Annotated in this window: 17 protein-coding genes and 1 pseudogene; 8 read left to right on the top strand and 10 right to left on the bottom strand. The window is 46.6% G+C overall.

Features of this window, described 5'->3' with window-relative positions:
• Together RMO27_RS23895 and RMO27_RS15240 are read right to left on the bottom strand one after the other, a co-directional pair.
• Positions 1–82 (bottom strand): annotated as a pseudogene (locus RMO27_RS23895) (flagellar assembly protein H); the annotation flags it as partial.
• 132 nt (positions 83–214) lie between these two features.
• Positions 215–1,693, bottom strand: a complete 1,479-nt coding sequence (locus tag RMO27_RS15240) for a hypothetical protein (RefSeq protein WP_309733995.1) — start codon at positions 1,691–1,693, stop codon at positions 215–217.
• A 368-nt stretch (positions 1,694–2,061) separates the two neighbouring features.
• Between RMO27_RS15240 and RMO27_RS15235 the strand changes: the two genes are divergently transcribed.
• The gene (locus RMO27_RS15235; RefSeq protein WP_309733994.1) at positions 2,062–3,027 is read left to right on the top strand and encodes an integron integrase; all 966 of its coding nucleotides are present in this window, start codon (positions 2,062–2,064) and stop codon (positions 3,025–3,027) included.
• A 148-nt stretch (positions 3,028–3,175) separates the two neighbouring features.
• On the opposite strand, the gene RMO27_RS15230 is transcribed toward RMO27_RS15235, so the two are convergent.
• The gene (locus RMO27_RS15230) at positions 3,176–3,691 is read right to left on the bottom strand and encodes a hypothetical protein (RefSeq protein ID WP_309733993.1); all 516 of its coding nucleotides are present in this window, start codon (positions 3,689–3,691) and stop codon (positions 3,176–3,178) included.
• 161 nt (positions 3,692–3,852) lie between these two features.
• Positions 3,853–5,136 (bottom strand): adenosylmethionine--8-amino-7-oxononanoate transaminase, encoded by a 1,284-nt coding sequence (gene bioA / locus RMO27_RS15225; protein WP_309733991.1) that lies wholly within the window; start codon positions 5,134–5,136, stop codon positions 3,853–3,855.
• Positions 5,137–5,328: 192 nt separating this feature from the next.
• Here bioA and RMO27_RS15220 point away from each other — a divergent pair, with 192 nt between their 5' ends.
• From RMO27_RS15220 to RMO27_RS15210, 3 genes are all read left to right on the top strand, one after another.
• Positions 5,329–6,015 carry a rubrerythrin family protein gene (locus RMO27_RS15220; RefSeq protein WP_309733989.1) on the top strand — a complete coding sequence of 229 codons (687 nt, stop codon included), beginning with the start codon at positions 5,329–5,331 and terminating at the stop codon, positions 6,013–6,015.
• A 442-nt stretch (positions 6,016–6,457) separates the two neighbouring features.
• Entirely contained in the window at positions 6,458–6,649 is a 192-nt protein-coding gene (locus RMO27_RS15215; RefSeq protein WP_309733988.1) for a hypothetical protein, read from the top strand.
• 92 nt (positions 6,650–6,741) lie between these two features.
• Positions 6,742–6,951 carry a hypothetical protein gene (locus RMO27_RS15210; protein ID WP_309733987.1) on the top strand — a complete coding sequence of 70 codons (210 nt, stop codon included), beginning with the start codon at positions 6,742–6,744 and terminating at the stop codon, positions 6,949–6,951.
• Positions 6,952–7,087: 136 nt separating this feature from the next.
• Here RMO27_RS15210 and RMO27_RS15205 read toward each other — a convergent pair whose 3' ends face one another.
• Positions 7,088–8,707: a mucoidy inhibitor MuiA family protein gene (locus tag RMO27_RS15205; protein ID WP_309733985.1), complete on the bottom strand. Its 1,620-nt coding sequence runs from the start codon at positions 8,705–8,707 to the stop codon at positions 7,088–7,090.
• A gap of 177 nt (positions 8,708–8,884) precedes the next feature.
• Between RMO27_RS15205 and RMO27_RS15200 the strand changes: the two genes are divergently transcribed.
• The gene (locus RMO27_RS15200) at positions 8,885–10,573 is read left to right on the top strand and encodes an HD domain-containing phosphohydrolase (RefSeq protein ID WP_309733982.1); all 1,689 of its coding nucleotides are present in this window, start codon (positions 8,885–8,887) and stop codon (positions 10,571–10,573) included.
• Between the two features lie 376 nt (positions 10,574–10,949).
• Here RMO27_RS15200 and RMO27_RS15195 read toward each other — a convergent pair whose 3' ends face one another.
• Positions 10,950–11,909, bottom strand: coding sequence for a serine protease (locus RMO27_RS15195; RefSeq protein WP_309733980.1), 960 nt, complete (start codon positions 11,907–11,909; stop codon positions 10,950–10,952).
• A 121-nt stretch (positions 11,910–12,030) separates the two neighbouring features.
• On the opposite strand from RMO27_RS15195, the gene RMO27_RS15190 reads away from it, so the two are divergent.
• Positions 12,031–12,354, top strand: a complete 324-nt coding sequence (locus RMO27_RS15190) for a 2Fe-2S iron-sulfur cluster-binding protein (RefSeq protein ID WP_309733977.1) — start codon at positions 12,031–12,033, stop codon at positions 12,352–12,354.
• Positions 12,355–12,469: 115 nt separating this feature from the next.
• On the opposite strand, the gene serS is transcribed toward RMO27_RS15190, so the two are convergent.
• Positions 12,470–13,750: a serine--tRNA ligase gene (gene serS / locus RMO27_RS15185; protein ID WP_309733975.1), complete on the bottom strand. Its 1,281-nt coding sequence runs from the start codon at positions 13,748–13,750 to the stop codon at positions 12,470–12,472.
• Positions 13,751–14,628: 878 nt separating this feature from the next.
• Here serS and RMO27_RS15180 point away from each other — a divergent pair.
• Positions 14,629–15,576, top strand: coding sequence for a class I SAM-dependent methyltransferase (locus RMO27_RS15180; protein ID WP_309733973.1), 948 nt, complete (start codon positions 14,629–14,631; stop codon positions 15,574–15,576).
• Between the two features lie 10 nt (positions 15,577–15,586).
• Here RMO27_RS15180 and RMO27_RS15175 read toward each other — a convergent pair whose 3' ends face one another.
• Positions 15,587–16,699, bottom strand: coding sequence for a SpoIID/LytB domain-containing protein (locus RMO27_RS15175; RefSeq protein ID WP_309733971.1), 1,113 nt, complete (start codon positions 16,697–16,699; stop codon positions 15,587–15,589).
• A 215-nt stretch (positions 16,700–16,914) separates the two neighbouring features.
• Here RMO27_RS15175 and RMO27_RS15170 point away from each other — a divergent pair, with 215 nt between their 5' ends.
• On the top strand, positions 16,915–18,060 hold the full coding sequence (locus RMO27_RS15170; RefSeq protein ID WP_309733968.1) for a DegT/DnrJ/EryC1/StrS family aminotransferase: 1,146 nt from the start codon (positions 16,915–16,917) through the stop codon (positions 18,058–18,060).
• 426 nt (positions 18,061–18,486) lie between these two features.
• On the opposite strand, the gene RMO27_RS15165 is transcribed toward RMO27_RS15170, so the two are convergent.
• Complete coding sequence (locus RMO27_RS15165) at positions 18,487–18,711, bottom strand: hypothetical protein (RefSeq protein ID WP_309733966.1); 225 nt, start codon at positions 18,709–18,711, stop codon at positions 18,487–18,489.
• Positions 18,712–18,789: 78 nt separating this feature from the next.
• Positions 18,790–19,244: hypothetical protein (locus RMO27_RS15160; RefSeq protein WP_309733965.1), on the bottom strand; the 455-nt coding region annotated here is incomplete at its 5' end.

Below are 19,244 nucleotides of genomic sequence, written 5' to 3'. Positions count from 1 at the left end.
GGGTGACAGTTTCTCCGAGCAGCCAACTGGCGAAATCGGCGGAGAAATGTTCGGCTAGGAATTTGCAGGTGTCATCGTACATGAAGAAAATTGTATACCTGCTCACATCGCTTTGATTTTGAGTAATTCCAAAGTTTTATGAATTATTGTGAAAACAACATAATGCTGACGGCAGCTAGGTACAGCGCTTTTTTAGGTAGTAGGGTCTCATTGACTATGTGCCGAGAGCAGTCTTGATCGCGGCTATTGCAACACCGATCCCGATTTTTGTTGAGATATCAAATGCCCACTGTCCAGCGCTTTTGAGGTGTTCTAATGCTTTTGCTCCGTTGCCTTGGGCGGCTGCTGTCTGAGCGGCTGCAACTTCCCCAATAGCGATGTCGTGTTCGGGAATCGTCGCCTCTCTGCGCATGACTATTCGTAGTGTTTCAAGTTCATGAGCAAGGCTGGGGAGGTCAATGTTGCTTTGACACTGCTGGAATGTGTTACCAGTTGCTTGGGAATTAGGACCCATCGCGCCCACTTGTCCCTGTCCGGCTGAGTAGTTGTCGCCCATGATTAACCTCTGTATATTTAAATTGACTTCAAATCCCAAATCTCCCTGGTATTTTCTTATCCTACTAGAATCAACATTACCTTTAACAATTTGTGAAACAGGGAATTCAACAGCATCATTGCCAAAGTGTTGATAGTACTCATCAAAATCACTCAGAATTTCTGCTCTACCAGAATGTCGTAACGCATATTCTTCCAGCCATTGAGCAGCTGAACTAACGTCATCCCTTGTAGGATCGAATGAACAGAAAGACCAAGATTTATCGGTTACACGGTAAGAATCATGTAACGTATACGTTACTCCAACACTCACAAGAAGATCTTGAGATGGTTTAATTACATTTATATTTTCTATGAAAATGGCGTATTTTGGTATTTGCTTATCATATTGAATCAGTATTTCATTGGCTGTAAATACTCGCAAATATCCTTCCATATTTGCTAGACATCCACCTTTTTGAAGGTGTGCAATCACTTTTTGATATTCCCGATCAGGAACCATGACAGGAATCCCCTGATGACTACAACCAGTTGACGATGCACCTAATAGATAAATAGTTTCTGAGTCAAATCTTCTGGCTCCCAATCTAACTGAACCAATTCCTCCCAAAAACATTGCTTCTTTTCCACTAGGTAAATATTCTCGGTGTCTTCCTCTTCTGGTAAGATACTGTTCAGCATTTTGTCTTTCCCTAATAGCCTTTGGCGTGTAGTAGCGCCCTGGAGAGGATGGCAACCATTGCATTAAATGAAAGCTTCTTAAATTTACCTCAATCCCTTCCACAAGATTTCCACGTAATGCATCTTCCCAAAAGTCATAATTATTCTCATATTCTTTATGATTATTAGTTTCATGCTGGCAAGGCTCAGGACATTTTACGTTGTTGTAAGTCAGCAAATTAAGAGCATCACCCAAAAGTTGAACTAAATCACTTCGTTGTATGCCATCACCGCTTCTATCAACTCCTCGACTCAATATTTTTACAATATCAGGCTTGTTCCTATCATCATTTCTCTCTCTATCTTCATCTTCTCTAATACGCCTCTCTTTTTCTCTAATACGTTTCTCGGTTTCCCTGATGCGTTCCGATGCTAAATTCTCAGACCGTTTAGATTCCTCGATATCCTTGACTATCATCTTGACAATATTTGTTGTAGTCGCGTCTAAAGGTGAGTTCGTATTCTCGTCTATGGATAATCTATTTATTATGCGATTCGTATACAGATCGAGTTCTGAGTTTGTTAGCCTCTCAGAACTCTGGCACAAAATTTTTACTATCTGATCTCGAATATTCATTTGAAATCTATGCTAGTCATTCAATACTTGATCCTTACCCAAAGTCTAAGCGGCATAACTATTATTAGGTGGAAAATTTCTACCTATCCACCCAAATTTGGGTAGATAGACTGAAAAATTCAGCATATTCCCTATGCAAAAGCAGAAACTTTCCACCTATCATCCTATTTAAGGTGGATCTGCTGAATTTTTCAACTTATTGTAACATTATGCAAAATCCGCCGAAGAAGCTGCTAGACCAAGTTAGAGATGCAATTCGCCTCAAACATTACTCCTACCGTACAGAAGAAACTTACGTGCAGTGGATTGTTCGTTACATTTTGTTTCATAACAAGCGTCATCCCAAAGAGATGGGAGTCCCAGAAATAGAAGAATTCTTAACCCATCTAGCCGTCGAAGGCAACGTTGCCGCTGCTACCCAAAATCAGGCTCTCAATGCCATTTTGTTTCTATACCGTCAAGTTTTACAGATAGAACTTGCCGATCGCATTAATGCCATCCGAGCTAAACGCCCGCAGCAACTTCCGGTTGTTCTCTCTCCCGATGAAGCGTTTGCCATCATTCAACAAACCACGGGAGTTCATCGGCTAATGCTACAACTACTTTACGGTAGTGGACTGCGCTTGCGCGAATGTATGGAGCTACGGATTAAAGACATCGATTTTACCCAGTCTCAAATGGTCATCCGCTGCGGCAAAGGTGGTAAGGATCGAGTCACACTGCTACCGCAAAGCGTCATCGAACCACTGCAACTTCACATTCAACAAGTTCGCCTCATCCATCAGCAAGATTTAGAACTCGGCTACGGGGCGACGATATTGCCCTTTGCTTTCAATCGCAAAGATCCCAATGCTTCCCGTCAATGGGTTTGGCAATATGTCTTTCCCGCGTCAACTCGCTGTCAAGATCCCAAAGGTAGCGGGATTGTCCGGTTTCATCTCCATGAAAGTGGCTTGCAAAAAGCTCTCAAACAAGCCGTGCGGCTAGCTAAGATCTCTAAGCGGGTTAGTTGCCACACTTTCCGTCATTCATTTGCTACCCACCTGCTTCAAAGTGGTTATGACATTCGCACTATTCAAGAACTACTAGGTCACAAAGATGTCAAAACCACGATGATTTATACTCACGTTCTGAATCGAGGTGGGCGAGGTGTTGTGAGTCCACTCGATCGCTAATCATTGCTCAAGTTATCAACAAATTTAAGTTTGGTTCGATCGATCTGACACCGATCGGTTACATGCCCATATATCGGTTGAATGACATAGCAAAATGATCATCAATCGATTGCACTAGCTGCCTAATTTTAGATTTCCGTCTGATTTATCAGGACATCGACCTACCACGATCTCGATTACGATCGAACCATACATCAACAGATAGTTTGGTGGCAGGTTTAGAGCCATCATAATAATTCACATCAATGGTTGCTCCTGCCAGCCGCAAGCGTATTCGATCGCCATTAATTTCCATCAGCTCGATTGTATTTCGATCGGTTCCTTCATGGGAACAGTAGTAAAAGCAGGTAATCCAACCATTCCGGCTCTCATCATAAGCTTCAGGAATCGTGGCTATAAATCCTGGCTCGATCGAATCTTCTGATAAATCTGGCTCCACCAGATTCAGCTCCCAATTAGGCTGGGCGCATAAATCTACGGTGTCTTCTTGCTGCTCGGTCGCTCGTCCCGCAGCTAGTGAGATCCAGAGGTTCATCATGCCACTATCTTTGTCTTTGTAAAGATTCCATTCAGCAGGCTCGATCGGATAAATCTCAATACCATTAAATCTTTCGAGGATCAGAACTGGATGTTCAGGGGATGATACTAGGTCTATTTTATTCATTGGATATTAACTACTTGTCCTAATCGAAGTTCGATCGTGCCAAACCAGATGTTTGGAGAACTAAATCGATAGAAATAATACATGGCTCGATCGACTTATTTGAATTTGGTATGTAACACAATAGCGGCGAGATTTACAGATTTTCAAATTAACCGTTGTGTCTAAATCTGCGCGACAATTTTGTAAATAGCCCTAGTAATTGCGGTGAGTTCTGCGGGTTGAATAATATACGGAGGCATCGTATAGATCAATCGCCCAAATGGACGTAACCATACGCCCTCTTCCACAAAACGCGGCTGGATCGCTTGCATATCCACCGGATCGTGCAATTCTACCACCCCGATCGCCCCTAATACCCGCACATCCTTAACAGCCGCTAAACTCCGGCAAGGCTCTAACTCCGCTTTGAGCTGAGACTCGATCGATCGAATCGTGGATTGCCAATCATAACTTTCTAGCAGAGCTAAATTTGCTAGAGACACCGCACAAGCCAATGGATTTGCCATAAACGTTGGGCCATGCATAAACACCCCTGCTTCACCTGCGGCAAAACTGGCACTAATCTCTCGCGTCGTCAGAGTTGCAGCTAGGGAGATAAATCCCCCAGATAGTGCTTTCCCCACACATAAAATGTCTGGACAGATCCCCGCATGTTCGCTGGCAAACATTTTGCCCGTGCGCCCAAAACCAGTCGCAATCTCATCTAAAATCAGCAAGACATGATATTTTTCACATAATGCCTTGGCTTGGCGCACATATTCTGGATGATAAAAGCGCATCCCCCCAGCATTTTGTACTACTGGCTCAAAAATAGCCGCTGCGATGCGATCATGGTGTTCTGCTAGCAACACTGCAAAACTCTCAATATCCTGCTCTTGCCAATTATCTTCAAATGCAATCTGCGGTGCCTCAGCGAAATACTGCTTAGTCAAAATATTGCGAAAAAGATGGTGCATTCCATTCACCGGATCGCAGACTGACATGGCTGCAAAAGTGTCCCCATGATAGCCATTTCGCAGGGTGAGAAAACCTTGCTTCTCTGGCAAGCCGCGATTATACCAATATTGCACCGCCATTTTCATCGCGACTTCGACCGCGACTGAGCCAGAGTCACAGAAAAATACCTGTTGGAGTGCGGTGGGTGTAAGATCGATCAATTTCCTGGTCAAATCCACTGCTGGCTGGTGGGTCAGACCACCAAACATGATGTGTGACATCCGATCGATCTGGGCATGGGCGGCTTGGTTTAAGCGAGGATGATTATAGCCATGAATACAAGTCCACCATGAAGAGATGCCATCAATGAGCGATCGACCATCCATCAATTGAATATACACACCTTGGGCGGATGCTACTGGAAAAACTGGGAGTAGATTCGGCATGGCTGCATAGGGGTGCCAAACATGCTGGCGATCGAAATCGAGGAGTTGTTGTAAGGATTGCATGGAGGAGTGTGCAGGGTGATATTAAAGTGAGATTATTAATGACATATCGATCGCTTACTCGCACATTCTAAATTGAACGTCATCTAAACTATTTGGTTCAAAGTGTAGATTACCACAGCCCAAAATGGCGGATGTTTTCCGGCATTATCTAGTCAAAGATTTATACTTATTACTAATCTCCCTACAATTACTATGTCTGAAACCATCAACAATTTAGAATCTGCCTTTGGTGGCGAATCGATGGCGAATCGCAAATACTTATATTTTGCCGAAGTCGTGCAAAAACTTGGCTACAAAGATTTAGCCAAGCTATTTAAAGAGACGGCAGCACAGGAAACCGAACATGCTTTCGCTCACTTTGAATTGCTCCATCCCGAACTCAAAATCGATGGGGCTGAATCACTCAGCGATGCTGAAAAACAAGCGATCGCAGCTCGTTGTCTGGAACTAGCAATCGCAGGTGAAACCTATGAGTACACGACGATGTATCCAGAATTTACCGTCCAAGCCAAAAAAGAGCGCGACGACAAAGCTACCGCTGACTTTGAAGCCCAAATTCAAGAATCGGCGGCACATGCGGATACATTTCGCCGCGCTGCCCATCGGTTTGGCTTGCTCGAAGCGGTAGAACATCATCATGCAGATCGGTATACTGAAGCCTTAACTGTGCTCAAAGGTGGGGAAGCCACCACCAAACAAGCCACCCAGAAATGGATTTGCAAGCAGTGCAGTATGATTTACGATCCGATCCTCGGCGATCCTGATTCGGGGATTGCTCCGGGTACACCCTTTGCAGCGATTCCTGATGATTGGTATTGTCCGATCTGTGGTGCTACCAAGAAACTATTTGCACCGCATATCGAAGAGATCGCGGCGTAGGAATTCCCCAGGACGCAAGCTGACGATAGCATTTAGACAGAGCAATTCAGCCCTTACTCGATCGATGAGTATCGATCGAGTATTAATTTTATTTAGCCGTATTAATCAAACTTATTATCTCACCGCTGCCGATCGAAGCAAAATTTCAATAAACAGCTACCTAATAACTAAATCCAGTAGGGAGCGACATCTTGGTAATGACAATCGATACATTTACCAAGCTTTCCACCAATTTTTAATGAAGATGTCTAGTCAAAATCTAGTCAGAATTTAATCAAAATTTAAACTCAGGAGCGATCGATCGCCAACAAATATGAGAAGATTGCAGCACTAACAGCTCACAATCAAATCCGACTCTGGCTTTGGATTTCTAGATGGTACTAATTCGTTAGCGACCTCGTGCAGTTAGGAATCTTGCAAAAAATCTACCCCGCTCTGCCCTATGACACTACTAATCAACCAGCTCGCCGACATCAACGATCGCAAATGTCCAGAATGCGGCACCGAGAAAATCGGCCGCGCTCACCGCGTCGGTGGCTGGGATAGTCTACTCTCCGCAGTCAATATTTACCCCTATCGTTGTCGGATCTACGGTTGCAAGGCTCGTTTTCATCGTTTAGGTCGAGGTGAGTAGTTGCCTGGTTGGATGGCGATTTCTAGGTTAAGCTAGCAACAGGTAGTGGATTTATCCTCGACCTCGTGCCAAGCATCCGCACCAAAATTGCTATGAAACGAACCGCTAATCACACATTGAGCGATATTAACGATGCTCCCGATCTTCAGCGGTTAGTATGCGATAAACGATCGAGTAAACGCGCTACCACCGCTAAAGGTAATCGCCGCAATCGTCGCTATGAGAATCGCATTCTGAATGCTCAAATGCAGACAGATCTTGAAGATGAACCAGCCGAAATCGCCAACCCATCGATCGAATAGATCGTAGATCTCGCCGATCGCGCCTCACCACAGAGCATTAGTAACAAACAGATTGCAATCTTCATCGATCCTCTCGATGAAGATTACCGATCGTCATTTAGCTATCAATTATCAATTATCAACTATCAACTATCAACTAAACATCCAACCCCTGCACCCTCACACCTTCAGGATGCTCGATCGAGAATTGATAGTCGATTTGAGCCTGGCCATTGGCTGGTAAATCTAGTTCCCAGATTAATCTGCCCAACTCACCTGGTTGAATTTGGGGCGAGATTTTGAGAATTTTGACTTTGACTTGTTCGGTACGACTGTGGGGGATTTGGTCGTTAATCTGAATGTGGTTGACACGATCGAGCAAGTTAGTAATCTTGAGCCGATAAGCATAAGTAATTCGGCGGTTGCCAGCCAGGAATGTTTTATCGACTTGACGTTCGCTCAACTCGCGATCGACCTTGATGCCTTCATCGATACCGAGATTGAGTTTGAATTCCTGCCCTGGAGCGATGTTTTCGAGCTTACTAGTCCCGACAAACACATCATCCCGAAAAATATTTGCCTTACCTGGTAATAAAACCGCTCCATCGGCACGATTCTTGGCTTTGGCTTGTAAATAGGCAAAACTGACCAATCGCGGCATCGCAATGTACTCAAATTGGCAGGGAAAATTATCGTTAAAAATAGTGGCTTTGTGGGGATTGCCATCGCTGGGAATATTGCCACTACCCCCGAGTTGAAATGTCACCACACTGCCCTGCTGGGAGATTTCCGCCACCACAGTTTCGGCGGTATATTCGATCGGCTCTGGTACTTCTTCTAATCGATCGATCGAGGCCATCCCCGCCCCTGCTGGTGCCGCAGTCGAGAGTGCGATCGTGTCTGCCGATCTAGCCATCATCGTGCGCTGGCGCATCTTCATCGCTGGCGGAATGTCAATGTACCAAGGATCTAATTTTGGTGGCAGTGTGCCCAATCCTGGCTTGGCAGTCGAGAGCAGCAGACTGACATTCGACCAATCCTCGCCAGTGGTTTGGACGATTTCGGCGAGATAATCGAGTTGAATCGTCTTGCTGGGGCTGTGGACACGCAGATCGTAGAGCGGCGTCCAGTGGGCGCGATCGACTACATAAGTTAATTCAAGGTGAAATTCGCCCGCACCGCTAGGTTCGACGGCGACAGCGATCTCAAAACTCTCCTGACTGTAGGGAGTCTCTACTTCCTCTAGTTGTAGTCTGAGGCTCTGAAGTTGCTTGTCGATTTGTTGCTGCTGCTGGCGCAAATCTTCCCCTGCAAAGGCGTATTCTGTAGTTTTGGTACCGATGAAGTCGAGGAAATTTTGGGTGTCTTCCAGCCCGATTTGCTGGCGGGCGAGACTGCGAGAGAATGATGCTTGAGTCTTTTCTCGTAAGCCTTGGACGAAATTGGACTGAAGTTTGAGGGTGTCGATTTGCGATTGGAGGCGACGTTTGTCGGCTCCCAAACTCTCAATTTGAGTGGTGAGTTGGGCGATTCGCTCAGCAACGGGTTCGGTCGTATATTGCCGATCGATCGTCACCCCCTGTAATTTGACACCCACACTCCCTTTGCCACTGACACGGACAGATTCGGGGTCGAGAGTCGTCGGTAAATTGCTGACAATAAGGGTGCGTTCTGCGCCAGTGAGACTAATTTTGCCTTGGCGCGTGACTAGAGCACGATCAGTATAGACAGTCACCGCCGTAATTTGAGTCTCGATCGGATGTTGATGATTAATCATTATGGGCACAATAATAGTAATTTAGACAATCATTTTGGGCTTGATATAATAAAGAGATCGCGCAAAGTTCCAATCGCGCCCTCACCTCGATCTCGATCCTTTGACCTCGCGGCTCAACCCACAAACTAGGGTGCAATCTTATCGACTTGTCCGCCAACTCTTTACCGTAGCAAATCGATGGTGAAAAACTCCAACCCTAAATTTATCTACGGAGATAGCAGTTTGACCGATCTGGCGATCTCAGATGGAGACTCACTCACCAGTATCGCCGCCGAACGCAACACGATCGAACAACTACTAGCGATCGGGACAGCGTTATCCGATTGTCTCAATTTAACAGAGTTGCTCGACCTGATTTTATCCAAAAGTCGGGAAATTACCTGTAGCGACGCAGGTAGTGTGTATTTAATCGATCGCAGCCACGGCGAGCCGAAGTTGCTCTTTAGAGCGGCGCAGAATGACTCTCTCCCTAATATGTCGTTTCAGTTAGCCACTATTCCCCTCAATCCTGAGAGTTTGGCGGGATATGTGGCAACTACAGGCGAAAGTCTGAATATTCCCGATGCCTACGCCATTGGTGACAATATGCCGTACAAATTCGATCGGCATTTCGATCGCGAGTTTGCTTATCGGACGGTATCCGTGTTGGTATTGCCGATGCAAAACCGTGACGGCGAAACGATTGGTGTGTTGCAATTGATCGATCGCAAGCTCAAAGCCGATCTCCAGATTACGCCCACCAATGCCCTCAGTGTGACCCAACCCTATTCTGAGTGGGAACAGCAGATCGTCCGCTCGTTAGCTGCTCAAGCTGCCATTTCGATCGAGCGCAACCATTTATTAGAGAGTATCGAGGAACTATTTGCTGGCTTTATCACCGCTTCCGTCCAGGTGATCGAAAGCCGCGATCCCACTACTGCCGGACATTCGGAGCGCGTTGCCAAACTCAGCGTCCGCCTGAGCCAAGAAGTCAATAGCATCGCAGCGGGAGTCCTCGCAAATATCCACTTTAGCGATCGTCAGCTCCAAGAAATCCGCTATGCTGCCCTCCTTCACGACTTTGGCAAGATTAGCATCCCTGAAGCGATCGTCCAAAAAGGCAAAAAACTCTATCCGCACCAACTTGCCGAACTCAGCCACCGCTTCAATTTGCTGCGGCGGACGTGGGAATTGGCAAGTGCCGATCGTAAAGTTACCTATTTATTAAATCCCCCGATCGATCTGCAACATCAAGCAGGCGATAATTGTCGCCACTGTGGTTATTTACAACAGTTAGATCGCGAATTGACGGCCAAACTCGATCGGTTGCAATCTTACTGGGAATTGTTAAATCAGCTCAATCAACCGGATGTCGTCCGGACTCCAGAATTTGCCGAGAAATTAGAGACAATCGTCACCGATCTGCAAGCATTAGCTCGATATACTTATCGCGATCTCGATGGTATTCTACAACCATTACTCACCCCAATTGAAATCGAACAACTGTTAATTCCTAGAGGTACGCTCACCGCTGCCGAACGATTGGTAGTCGAATCCCATGTCAGCCACACTTATGATTTCTTGCGCAAAATTCCGTGGACGAAACACCTGCAATCTGTGCCGAATATTGCTCACGCCCATCATGAAAAGTTAGATGGCAGTGGTTATCCTCAAGGGTTAACTGCGACAGAAATTCCCGTCCAATCGCAGATTATGACGATCGCCGATATTTATGATGCTCTGACAGCTAGCGATCGCCCTTACAAGCCGCGCTTACCAGTCGATCGATCTTTAGCGATTTTGTATCAAGAAGCAGATCTCGGTAAGCTCGATCTTCATCTTTTAGAGTTATTTGAACAGCGTCAAGTCTACTCAGTTCTGAGCTGAACAAGCCTTCGTTAGTTGAAAATTTTCAGCATTATATTCGAGCTAGTCAGTCAAATTTTACGATACTTGTTTCTAGTTTGCGGACTTGTCCTCTGAAGCTAGGTGTCAATCTGATTTCAACTGGAGAATAGTCAGTCATCCAAATCAGTCTATGTATAGTTAATCTGGTCTAGTTTTATTTTAATCGGCATCGATCTGAGCACGCTTCGATCGAGCATAATATAAATACAGCCTAAACCGATCGATTCGATCGTCATAGTCAATATGAGTACACCCGTAAAAGAACAGTACATCATGTCAGTGCCCGATATCGACAATCCGATCTTTGCTACCAGATGATGAGCGACGATCCGATCCGCAACGTCCTGCCCAGAAATTAAGGGCGTTCTAGCTGACAGGTAGATTGAGTCAGATCGAAGACGCCTTGGGCATTAAAACAACTGGGAATGCGATCGACCAATTGACCATAATTTTCTTGCGGAAAGGTCTGGATAGAGCCATTTGCAGCTACTTCACAGGGACGATTGAGACTGCACGGGGGTTGTTTGGTAGCATTGTCATTGACACCAGTATTGATAATTCCGACAACTCGATGTGTCTTGAGTGAAATCATCGGCGAACCAGACATGCCACCGACGATGCTGCATCGGTGGCGAATCGATTTTTTCCAGTTGTAGACATCTTCTTTGACATTGGCGAGTTCGCCGGTGCGACAGGTGACTGCGTGGAGGAAATTTAGCTCGTCTTTGACGCCTTCGGAGGGCACCCCAATCACGATCGCTGGGTCGCCAGCCGCTGGTGGTGTGGCGGCAATCTGGAGCGGTACGACTCCAGCGGCGATTAATTCCTGTTGAGTTTTGGTCAATTCCAGGATGGCAATATCGGTATTTTTCATCGTGCCATACACCAATCGTTTGACCGGAATCGTCAACCGTTCGGCCTTAAAATCATGAAAGTAGTTGACAGTAAATCGGGTCTTTGTGGGTCGATTGACAATAATTTCGCGATTTGTGGGTAATTTGTGGGCAGCACCTTGACAGTGGCCATTGGTGAGGACGTAGGCGGGTGCCTGGGGGTGGACGCCAGTTGAGAATAAAAACCCCGTACAGATGCCGTGGTTGACCTCGATCAGGCCGACACCGTTATATCTGCGACCCGCAGCAGTAGAGAGCATTTGCCAGTTGACCCGTGCGGAATTAACTTCGCGATCGGGTAGTTTGCGCCCAGATCGATCGAAGATCGCCGCATTGAGGGTTGTAGGTGCCAAACCGCCGATCCCGATCGCCAATAAGATCCCGATACTGATGTTTCGCCCGAATTTTAAGATCGATCTCATGGGATTCCAAAGCTGGTGAGTGGGCAGTCAAACCGCGATCGAGACACGTCCTAGCACCAGAACTTGCTAAAGTGGAGGAATATCTTACAAGAGAGATCCTGGCATTCTAAAATTATCATTTATGACGCAAATTTATACAGTCGAGATCCATCATCAGGGAGAAATTCACACGATCGAAGTTCCTGAAGATAAACAGATCTTACGCGCTGCTGGTGCAGCGGGCATCTATTTACCGACTTCTTGCAATGCTGGCGTCTGTACGACTTGTGCGGCGCAGATCTTGGAGGGGCAAGTCGATCAAGGCGATGGGATGGGTGTCAGTCCTGAGTTACAGGCGCAGGGCTACGCGTTATTGTGTATCGCTTATCCCCGCTCGAATCTGAAGATCGCCACTGAGAAAGAAGATGAGGTCTACGAGCTACAATTCGGGCAACATCAAAAATAATCTCGATCGCTACTTCCGACAATAACACCACAACAATAGTAGACAGAGTGACAAACCCGACTTTTGCAAAAAGTTGGGTTTGTGTCCTCAGCGATCTGATAACTTCAATCGCTCCTTACAACACCGATCGACCGAGATAAGATTGTAATACTTCAGGAATCGCGATCGAGCCATCGGGTTGCTGATAATTTTCCAAGATTGCTGCCATCGTCCTACCGATCGCCAATCCCGAACCATTGAGCGTATGGATAAATTGCGTGCCTTTTTTGCCCGCTTCTTTGAACCGAATATCACCGCGCCGGGCTTGGAAATCGCGAAAATTGGAACAACTGGAAATTTCCCGATATTGACCAGCCGAAGGCATCCAAACTTCTAAGTCATAACATTTGGCCGCGCTAAAACCAATATCTCCAGTACAGAGTACCAAAACTCGATAGGGGAGTTTGAGGGATTGGAGGATAGCTTCAGCATCCCTAACGAGTGCTTCATGCTCTTGCTCAGAGGTATCGGGATGGACGAATTTGACTAGCTCGACTTTGTTGAATTGATGGAGCCGGATCAACCCCCGCGTGTCGCGCCCCGCGCTGCCCGCTTCGCGGCGAAAACAGGGGGTATAAGCGCAATGATGGATCGGCAGTCGATCGCGATCGAGGATCTGTTCGCGATAGAGATTGGTTACTGGTACTTCGGCTGTGGGAATCAACCATAAGTCATCATCAGCACACTTGAAGCCATCCTCGGCAAATTTGGGCAGTTGTCCTGTCGCGGTCATCGATGTACTATTGACCAGCAACGGTGGACTGACTTCCGTATAGCCAGCAGCAATCTGGCGATCGAGCATGAAACCAATCAAGGCACGTTCGAGTGCCGCCCCCGCACCAATCAGCGTTACAAAACGACTCTGGGCGAGTTTGGCACTGCTTTCAAAATTTAAGATGCCTAATTTTTCGCCAATTTCCCAGTGAGGCAAAATCTGGGGATTGGTGGGGAGATATTCATTGCCCCAGGTGCGGAGTTCGACATTTTCATCCTCATTTTTGCCGATCGGGGTAGTGTCGCTGGGGAGGTTGGGTAGTTGTAAGATGAGAGTACTAATCTGGGCTTTGAGTTCGCGTTCTGCGGGTTCGAGTTCGGCTAATTGGGCTTTGACAGTATTACCTTCAGCTTTGAGGGTCTGGATCTCGGCAGGATCGGGATTACCCGCCCGCATCTTCTCGCCGACGAGCTTGCCGATTTCATTACTGCGTGCTTGCAGTTGGCTGCGAGTTCCTTCCAGTTCGCGTTGTTGTCGATCCAGAACGAGAATGGGTTGGAGATCGTAGGCACCCGCGCCTCGGAGATCGAGTTTTGTCTGTACTAATTCTGGCTGTTCTCGAATTTGTCTAATATCCAGCACCGCTTTTTCTCTAATCTAGATCTACTTCGCTCAATAATAGCTCAGATTTGCGGGACATCTCTACGTGGGAAATTGGCAATCTGTCCTTCCTACCGCCAACATCGAGCAATCGAGTTGCCAATTATTACACATCCACTACTGAGTAAGTTCGGCTCGATCTCTAAATTCGATCCTGGGTAGGAAATTGTATTTCCAAACGATACCGACAGGAGGAAAGATGGTGAGATATATTATTTACGTGAATCGGCAATTTATCTCAACTTACGATTGTCTCCAAAGCTAATTCCCACAAAGCTCGATGAGATCGGTATCCTCGCAACAGCAGCGATCTCTATCGATCGATGTTTCAGAAATTAGTCTACATAACAACTGTGGACAAACAAAGCACAATCGAACCAACTTCAGAGATCGGCTCGATCGGTATCGAGGAAGATTTTTATACTGAATTAGCCTGTCAGAACTACCGATCCTCGGACGCGATCTCATAATGGTTCCTGACAAGGAGTTTGGTCTAGACAAAATATTCAAACAGCGATAATGGAACAAATCTAGACGACTTCTGATCTGCGCTCGGCGATGTCAAAGCACATTTGAGATCCGATCGGATTCAGCTAATTTGCTGAAAATTTGCCGAATCTATAATCGGACGATCGCCGCAGTTTGTCAGTGACAGGGCAACGTATTTTTTTGGAGTATAATCGAATTAGAAAGTTTCACTCTCGATCTTCAAAACCCCAATCCCGCATCTTCCTTTCAATTTTCAGTATCATTTTTCAGAGGTTGTGTTCGAGCATCAGTCACTTAAATCTAAGTAACTACTAAATCCTGTAAATTTTACTAAGGGCTGCGATAAAAAGCAGATCTAATTGAGTCGGAATATGATCGAATCAACCACCGCACCAAGATCGATTCTGTCCGAGTATCTGGCTCCCGATGCTTGCATCGATACTGCCGTTCGGGTATTGCCACCCGAACTACGTTCGGTAATGGAGATCGACTATTTACCCACTATTCCGGCCAGTCGGGTTTCCCATTGGAGTCCAGGGATGGTGGCAAATGCTAGCTTCTTTAGCGATCCAGTATTTGGGTTGCAATATTTCAAGTTAGAAAATAGTAGCAAAGCATTTGGTCGCCGCTGGCAAGCAGCTATTGGCAATTGGGATCACAAAACTGTCATCGATATCGGTTGTGGGCCGGGGAATCTCTATGCCGCAGTCGGTGGTGCGCCCCGATCGATCTTGGGGATCGATATCAGTCACGGTGCATTGTTACATGCACGGCAAATCGGTTATACGCCACTACTGGCTGACGCGCACGATCTCCCGCTGCGCGACGGGTGTGCGGATATTGTCACGCTCAATGCCGTATTACATCATTGCGATAGTATGGCCACAGTGCTGGCCGAAGCCGCTCGATTGGTGAAGCCAGGTGGCATTTTGATTACCGACGAAGATCCGATCGCCAATAATGCGACATATCAAGGGTTAGCCTGGTTAGTCCATGCGGCTAGAGAGCGATTTCCGATGTATTGGCTGCCAGGGAGGTCAACGGTTTACAAAACCCCTTACGAGCAAGCTTGGCGATTGGCAACTGAAGTTCACAACTCCAAACCGGGCGATGGGGTGACGCCATCGCTATACATCGATACTTTGGAGCCGTTGGGTTTTACTATCGCACTCTATCCCCACCACCATAATGTTGGCGATGAGTTGTTTCGCGGCGATCCTGGTAGATTGGGTTTCAAAGATAATTTAATTAGATTATTGGCTGGGGCAAATGCACCACCACCGCCGCAATCGATCGCCTGTATCGCCCGCAAGCGATAGTCTCGATCGGCTAATTGGGTACTGCTAATTTATTTAAGCTAACATCCCGATAGTAGTGAGCGAGGATTTGGGGATAGGTCATTCCTTGCTCGGCCAAATAGTAAGCGCCCCACTGACTCATCCCTACCCCATGTCCGTAACCACGGCCGGTAAAGATAAACCCCGTAGGGGTCGGCGCGATCGTAAACCGCAGACTGCGGAGTTTGAGTGCGGTTCTGACCTGAGCGCCAGTCAAAATTTGCGTGGTATCGCCACCAATTTTCAGGCTGACGACACTACCAAATTGAGTGAGCCGCTCGGGGACGATCGCGTTAATTTGCTTAACTTTGAGGCTCTGACTGATTTGAGCACTAGTAAAGCTCTGCGTCCACTCAGATCCAGGTGAACCGAAATCGTAATCGGGCACGCCCCGTAAATAAGGCACTCGCTCCGACCAGATCTCCTCGACATTTTCGGTATGTCCGCCCGAAGCGGCGTGAAAGGCGGCCAGGATCGGTTTGCCCCGATAAGTCATGATTTGGCCGAGTGTAGCAGTGACAGCCGCCTGAGTGCTGCCTGACTCGCCAGAGAGACCGCGATAGACCTGGCTGAGTTGGGTGTTGTCAAGATCGAATAATTTTTTGGTAGTGGATTGGCGGCGATAGAGAGCATAAGTGCGAGCGGCTACAGCTTGAGCTTTCAACGCTTCGAGGGGAAAAGTCGGACTCATCTCCGCACCCAAAACGCTAGAGAGATATTGTTCGAGATCGACATGATTGATAGCTAGCAGTTGTTTGTCGCTGGCGATGACCTGCACCGAGCCGCGATACCAGCGATCTCCAATCCAGACGGTACCACCTGGTTGCGGTTTGACCCAGAGCTGGGCGACCAGATTGCGACCGATGGCGATGCGGTCGCCACCGATCCTCACAATTAATCCTTGTTGCGGTTGCAGTTCGCCGATTTTTTGGCCGTTGCCATCGTCGATAATCGCCGAGGTAGAGCTACTCAACTGGACTTGAGAAATTTTTTGAGCGATTGCCACCCGCAATTGCTCGGCTTGAGCTGGTAACGAGATCGTCAACCAGAGCAAGAGTGCAACAGAGCTAGTTTTGGTGCCTAGATGCAACAGACGAATCAGCATAAAAAATAATCGATCGGGAAAGTCATAATACTATGGAACGTCTGCTATGTGCATAGCGTCTGGAAAGGAGCATCGCACTCAACGAAATTAACTAACGATCGAAATTATACTTCGATCGCCAGTTAGTGGTAAATTGGGTCGATTGAGTCGATCGCGATCGATGCGGTGGACTAGTTCCGATCCAAATTAATTGAAAATTCACGGTGATTAACGTTGTGAGTAACATCCCCCCTCTGGACCTCAAACGGCAGTATCAAGCGATCGGTGCTGATGTCAGTGCAGCGGTATTGGAAGTTTTGGCCTCAGGTGCTTATATTGGCGGCGCGGTCGTCCAAAACTTCGAGCAGCAATTTGCCACTTATGTGGGTACCCAAGCTTGTGTCGGCTGCAACTCTGGGACAGATGCCCTATATCTGGCACTCAGAGCGATGAAAATCGGCCCAGGGGATGAAGTAATTACCACACCCTTTACCTTTATTGCGACGGCAGAAACGATCAGTGCCGTGGGTGCCACACCCGTCTTTGTCGATATCGATTTGGCTACTTTCAATCTTGATCTCGATCGAGTGGCAGCCGCAATTACGCCGCGTACCAAGGCGATTATGCCCGTACATTTATTCGGCAATCCAGTCGATATGACCAAGCTGATGGCGATCGCCGAGCGGCATAATCTAGTTGTAATTGAAGACTGCGCCCAGGCGACAGGTGCCAAATGGAATGGGCAACAAGTTGGCAGTATCGGCCATTTCGGGTGTTTTAGTTTCTTTCCCACCAAAAATCTCGGTGCTTGTGGCGATGGGGGCGCGATCACACTTAACGATCCCGCACTAGCCGACGATCTGCGAATGTTTCGCGAGCATGGCAGCCGCCAGCGATATTATCATGAAGCGATCGGCGTTAACAGTCGGCTCGATGCGATTCAAGCCGCAGTATTGCAAGTCAAACTCCAGCATCTCGATAGTTGGAATCAGCACCGCGCCACCGTCGCAGCTCGCTATCAAGAATTACTTGTCAATATTCCCGACATTATGATCCCACAGGCCACTCCTGGTGGTGAATCCGCCTGGAATCAGTACACGATTAGAGTCATCGCCTTACCAGGAAACGATCCTGCCGCTCGCCGCGATCTCGTCCGAGCGAGCCTCCAGTCAGCAGGCGTCATCTCGATGATCTATTATCCCCTTCCGCTCCATTTACAAGCCGTCTATCAAGATCTCGGTTATCCTGTGGGCAGCTTCCCGCACACCGAACGCGTCAGTCATGAGGTGTTATCGTTGCCGATGTTCCCCGAAATCACCTTTGAAGAGCAGCAACGGGTGGTCTATGCTCTCAAAGATGCGATCGAGAATACCAGTCACTGAGCCTAACTTTCTGTCAGGCCAACAGCGATTACTCAGGACAATGTTATCGGAGTAATCGAGTTAACGGTGTAGTTGAGAATTACTAAAGCCTCCCCTAGAGATTCCACTCGATCGATTGTTAAACTACTTACTCTCGATCGAATATGAATTATGTTCGATCGCTTTGAAATTATGAGGGCTAAGTGCGATCGCCAAAATACACAAAACTTTATCTACAGCAAGGGTTTGACGGTCAAAACCTTGTAGATCGACTGATATTGAGTAAGGGAATGGCTTCTAGTAGTCTGGAAAGGCTCTAGTCGTTATGCAGAGAGGGCTAGAGCGATAGACAGATACACAAAGCCCGTGATAGGGTTGTGTTACCACACAGCAAACCTACCACGGGCTAATTAGTGCCTGCCAAAAAGACAGATCAAATCTCTGTTCCTATTCTAGCTGATCAATCCAAGCAATCCAATAGTGCAGATGAACTAAACCTTTCTGATGTCTCGCCAAAGGATAAACCTTGGGATAAGCATCGTGGATTTGCCGATCGGGTTCAGTCGCATTATGCTGGGTCGAAATTTGAGAAATATTGTGAACAACTAAATTGTCACTGTTGTTACGCTCGAGAATCTCAGGATTTCTTCCCTCCAAATCATTGTAGGTCATGCTCGAATTGACCAGTTTCGAAAAGTTAAGAAGTTTATATAAATCCTCTATAGTGGAATCATATTTTTATAAGGATTCTTAATTAAAAAAAAATCGATGGGCCAGTGATACTTCGTGAATAGGTGCTTTATACTTTCTTTCATCGGTCTTAAATTTATATAAAAAAACTTCATCCGAGATTATTAAATTGCTTATAGTCTGTTTTGTGTACTTTAAAATGTTGGTTAGATAATTCTTGTAAAGATAGTTGCTCTCTATCATTTGTCCTGTAAATTCACTACAACTAAATTTTTGAAAGCCTCGCAAGTATCTCGGCGAGTGTTTAAAGACAGTCAGTAAGTTGTTCAGTCTTTCTTCGTGAAATTTAGCTAATAGCTCGTTTGAAGAAGTGTTTCCGTAAAGAATATTGCCAACTGATTTTATCAAATCATACCATATGTTTGTTTTTATAACTTGGAAATTCTTTTCGTTCTTAAAAAGAGGAGTTGGATCAAACTCAACCTTTTCATCGTTCATCTTATTTTTTAAATTAG

The sequence above is a fragment of the Chamaesiphon sp. OTE_75_metabat_556 genome (genome assembly GCF_031378165.1).
Lineage (GTDB): Bacteria > Cyanobacteriota > Cyanobacteriia > Cyanobacteriales > Chamaesiphonaceae > Chamaesiphon.
The sequence above is the reverse complement of the archived record's forward strand: the minus strand, read 5'-3'. Positions and strand labels throughout refer to the sequence as shown.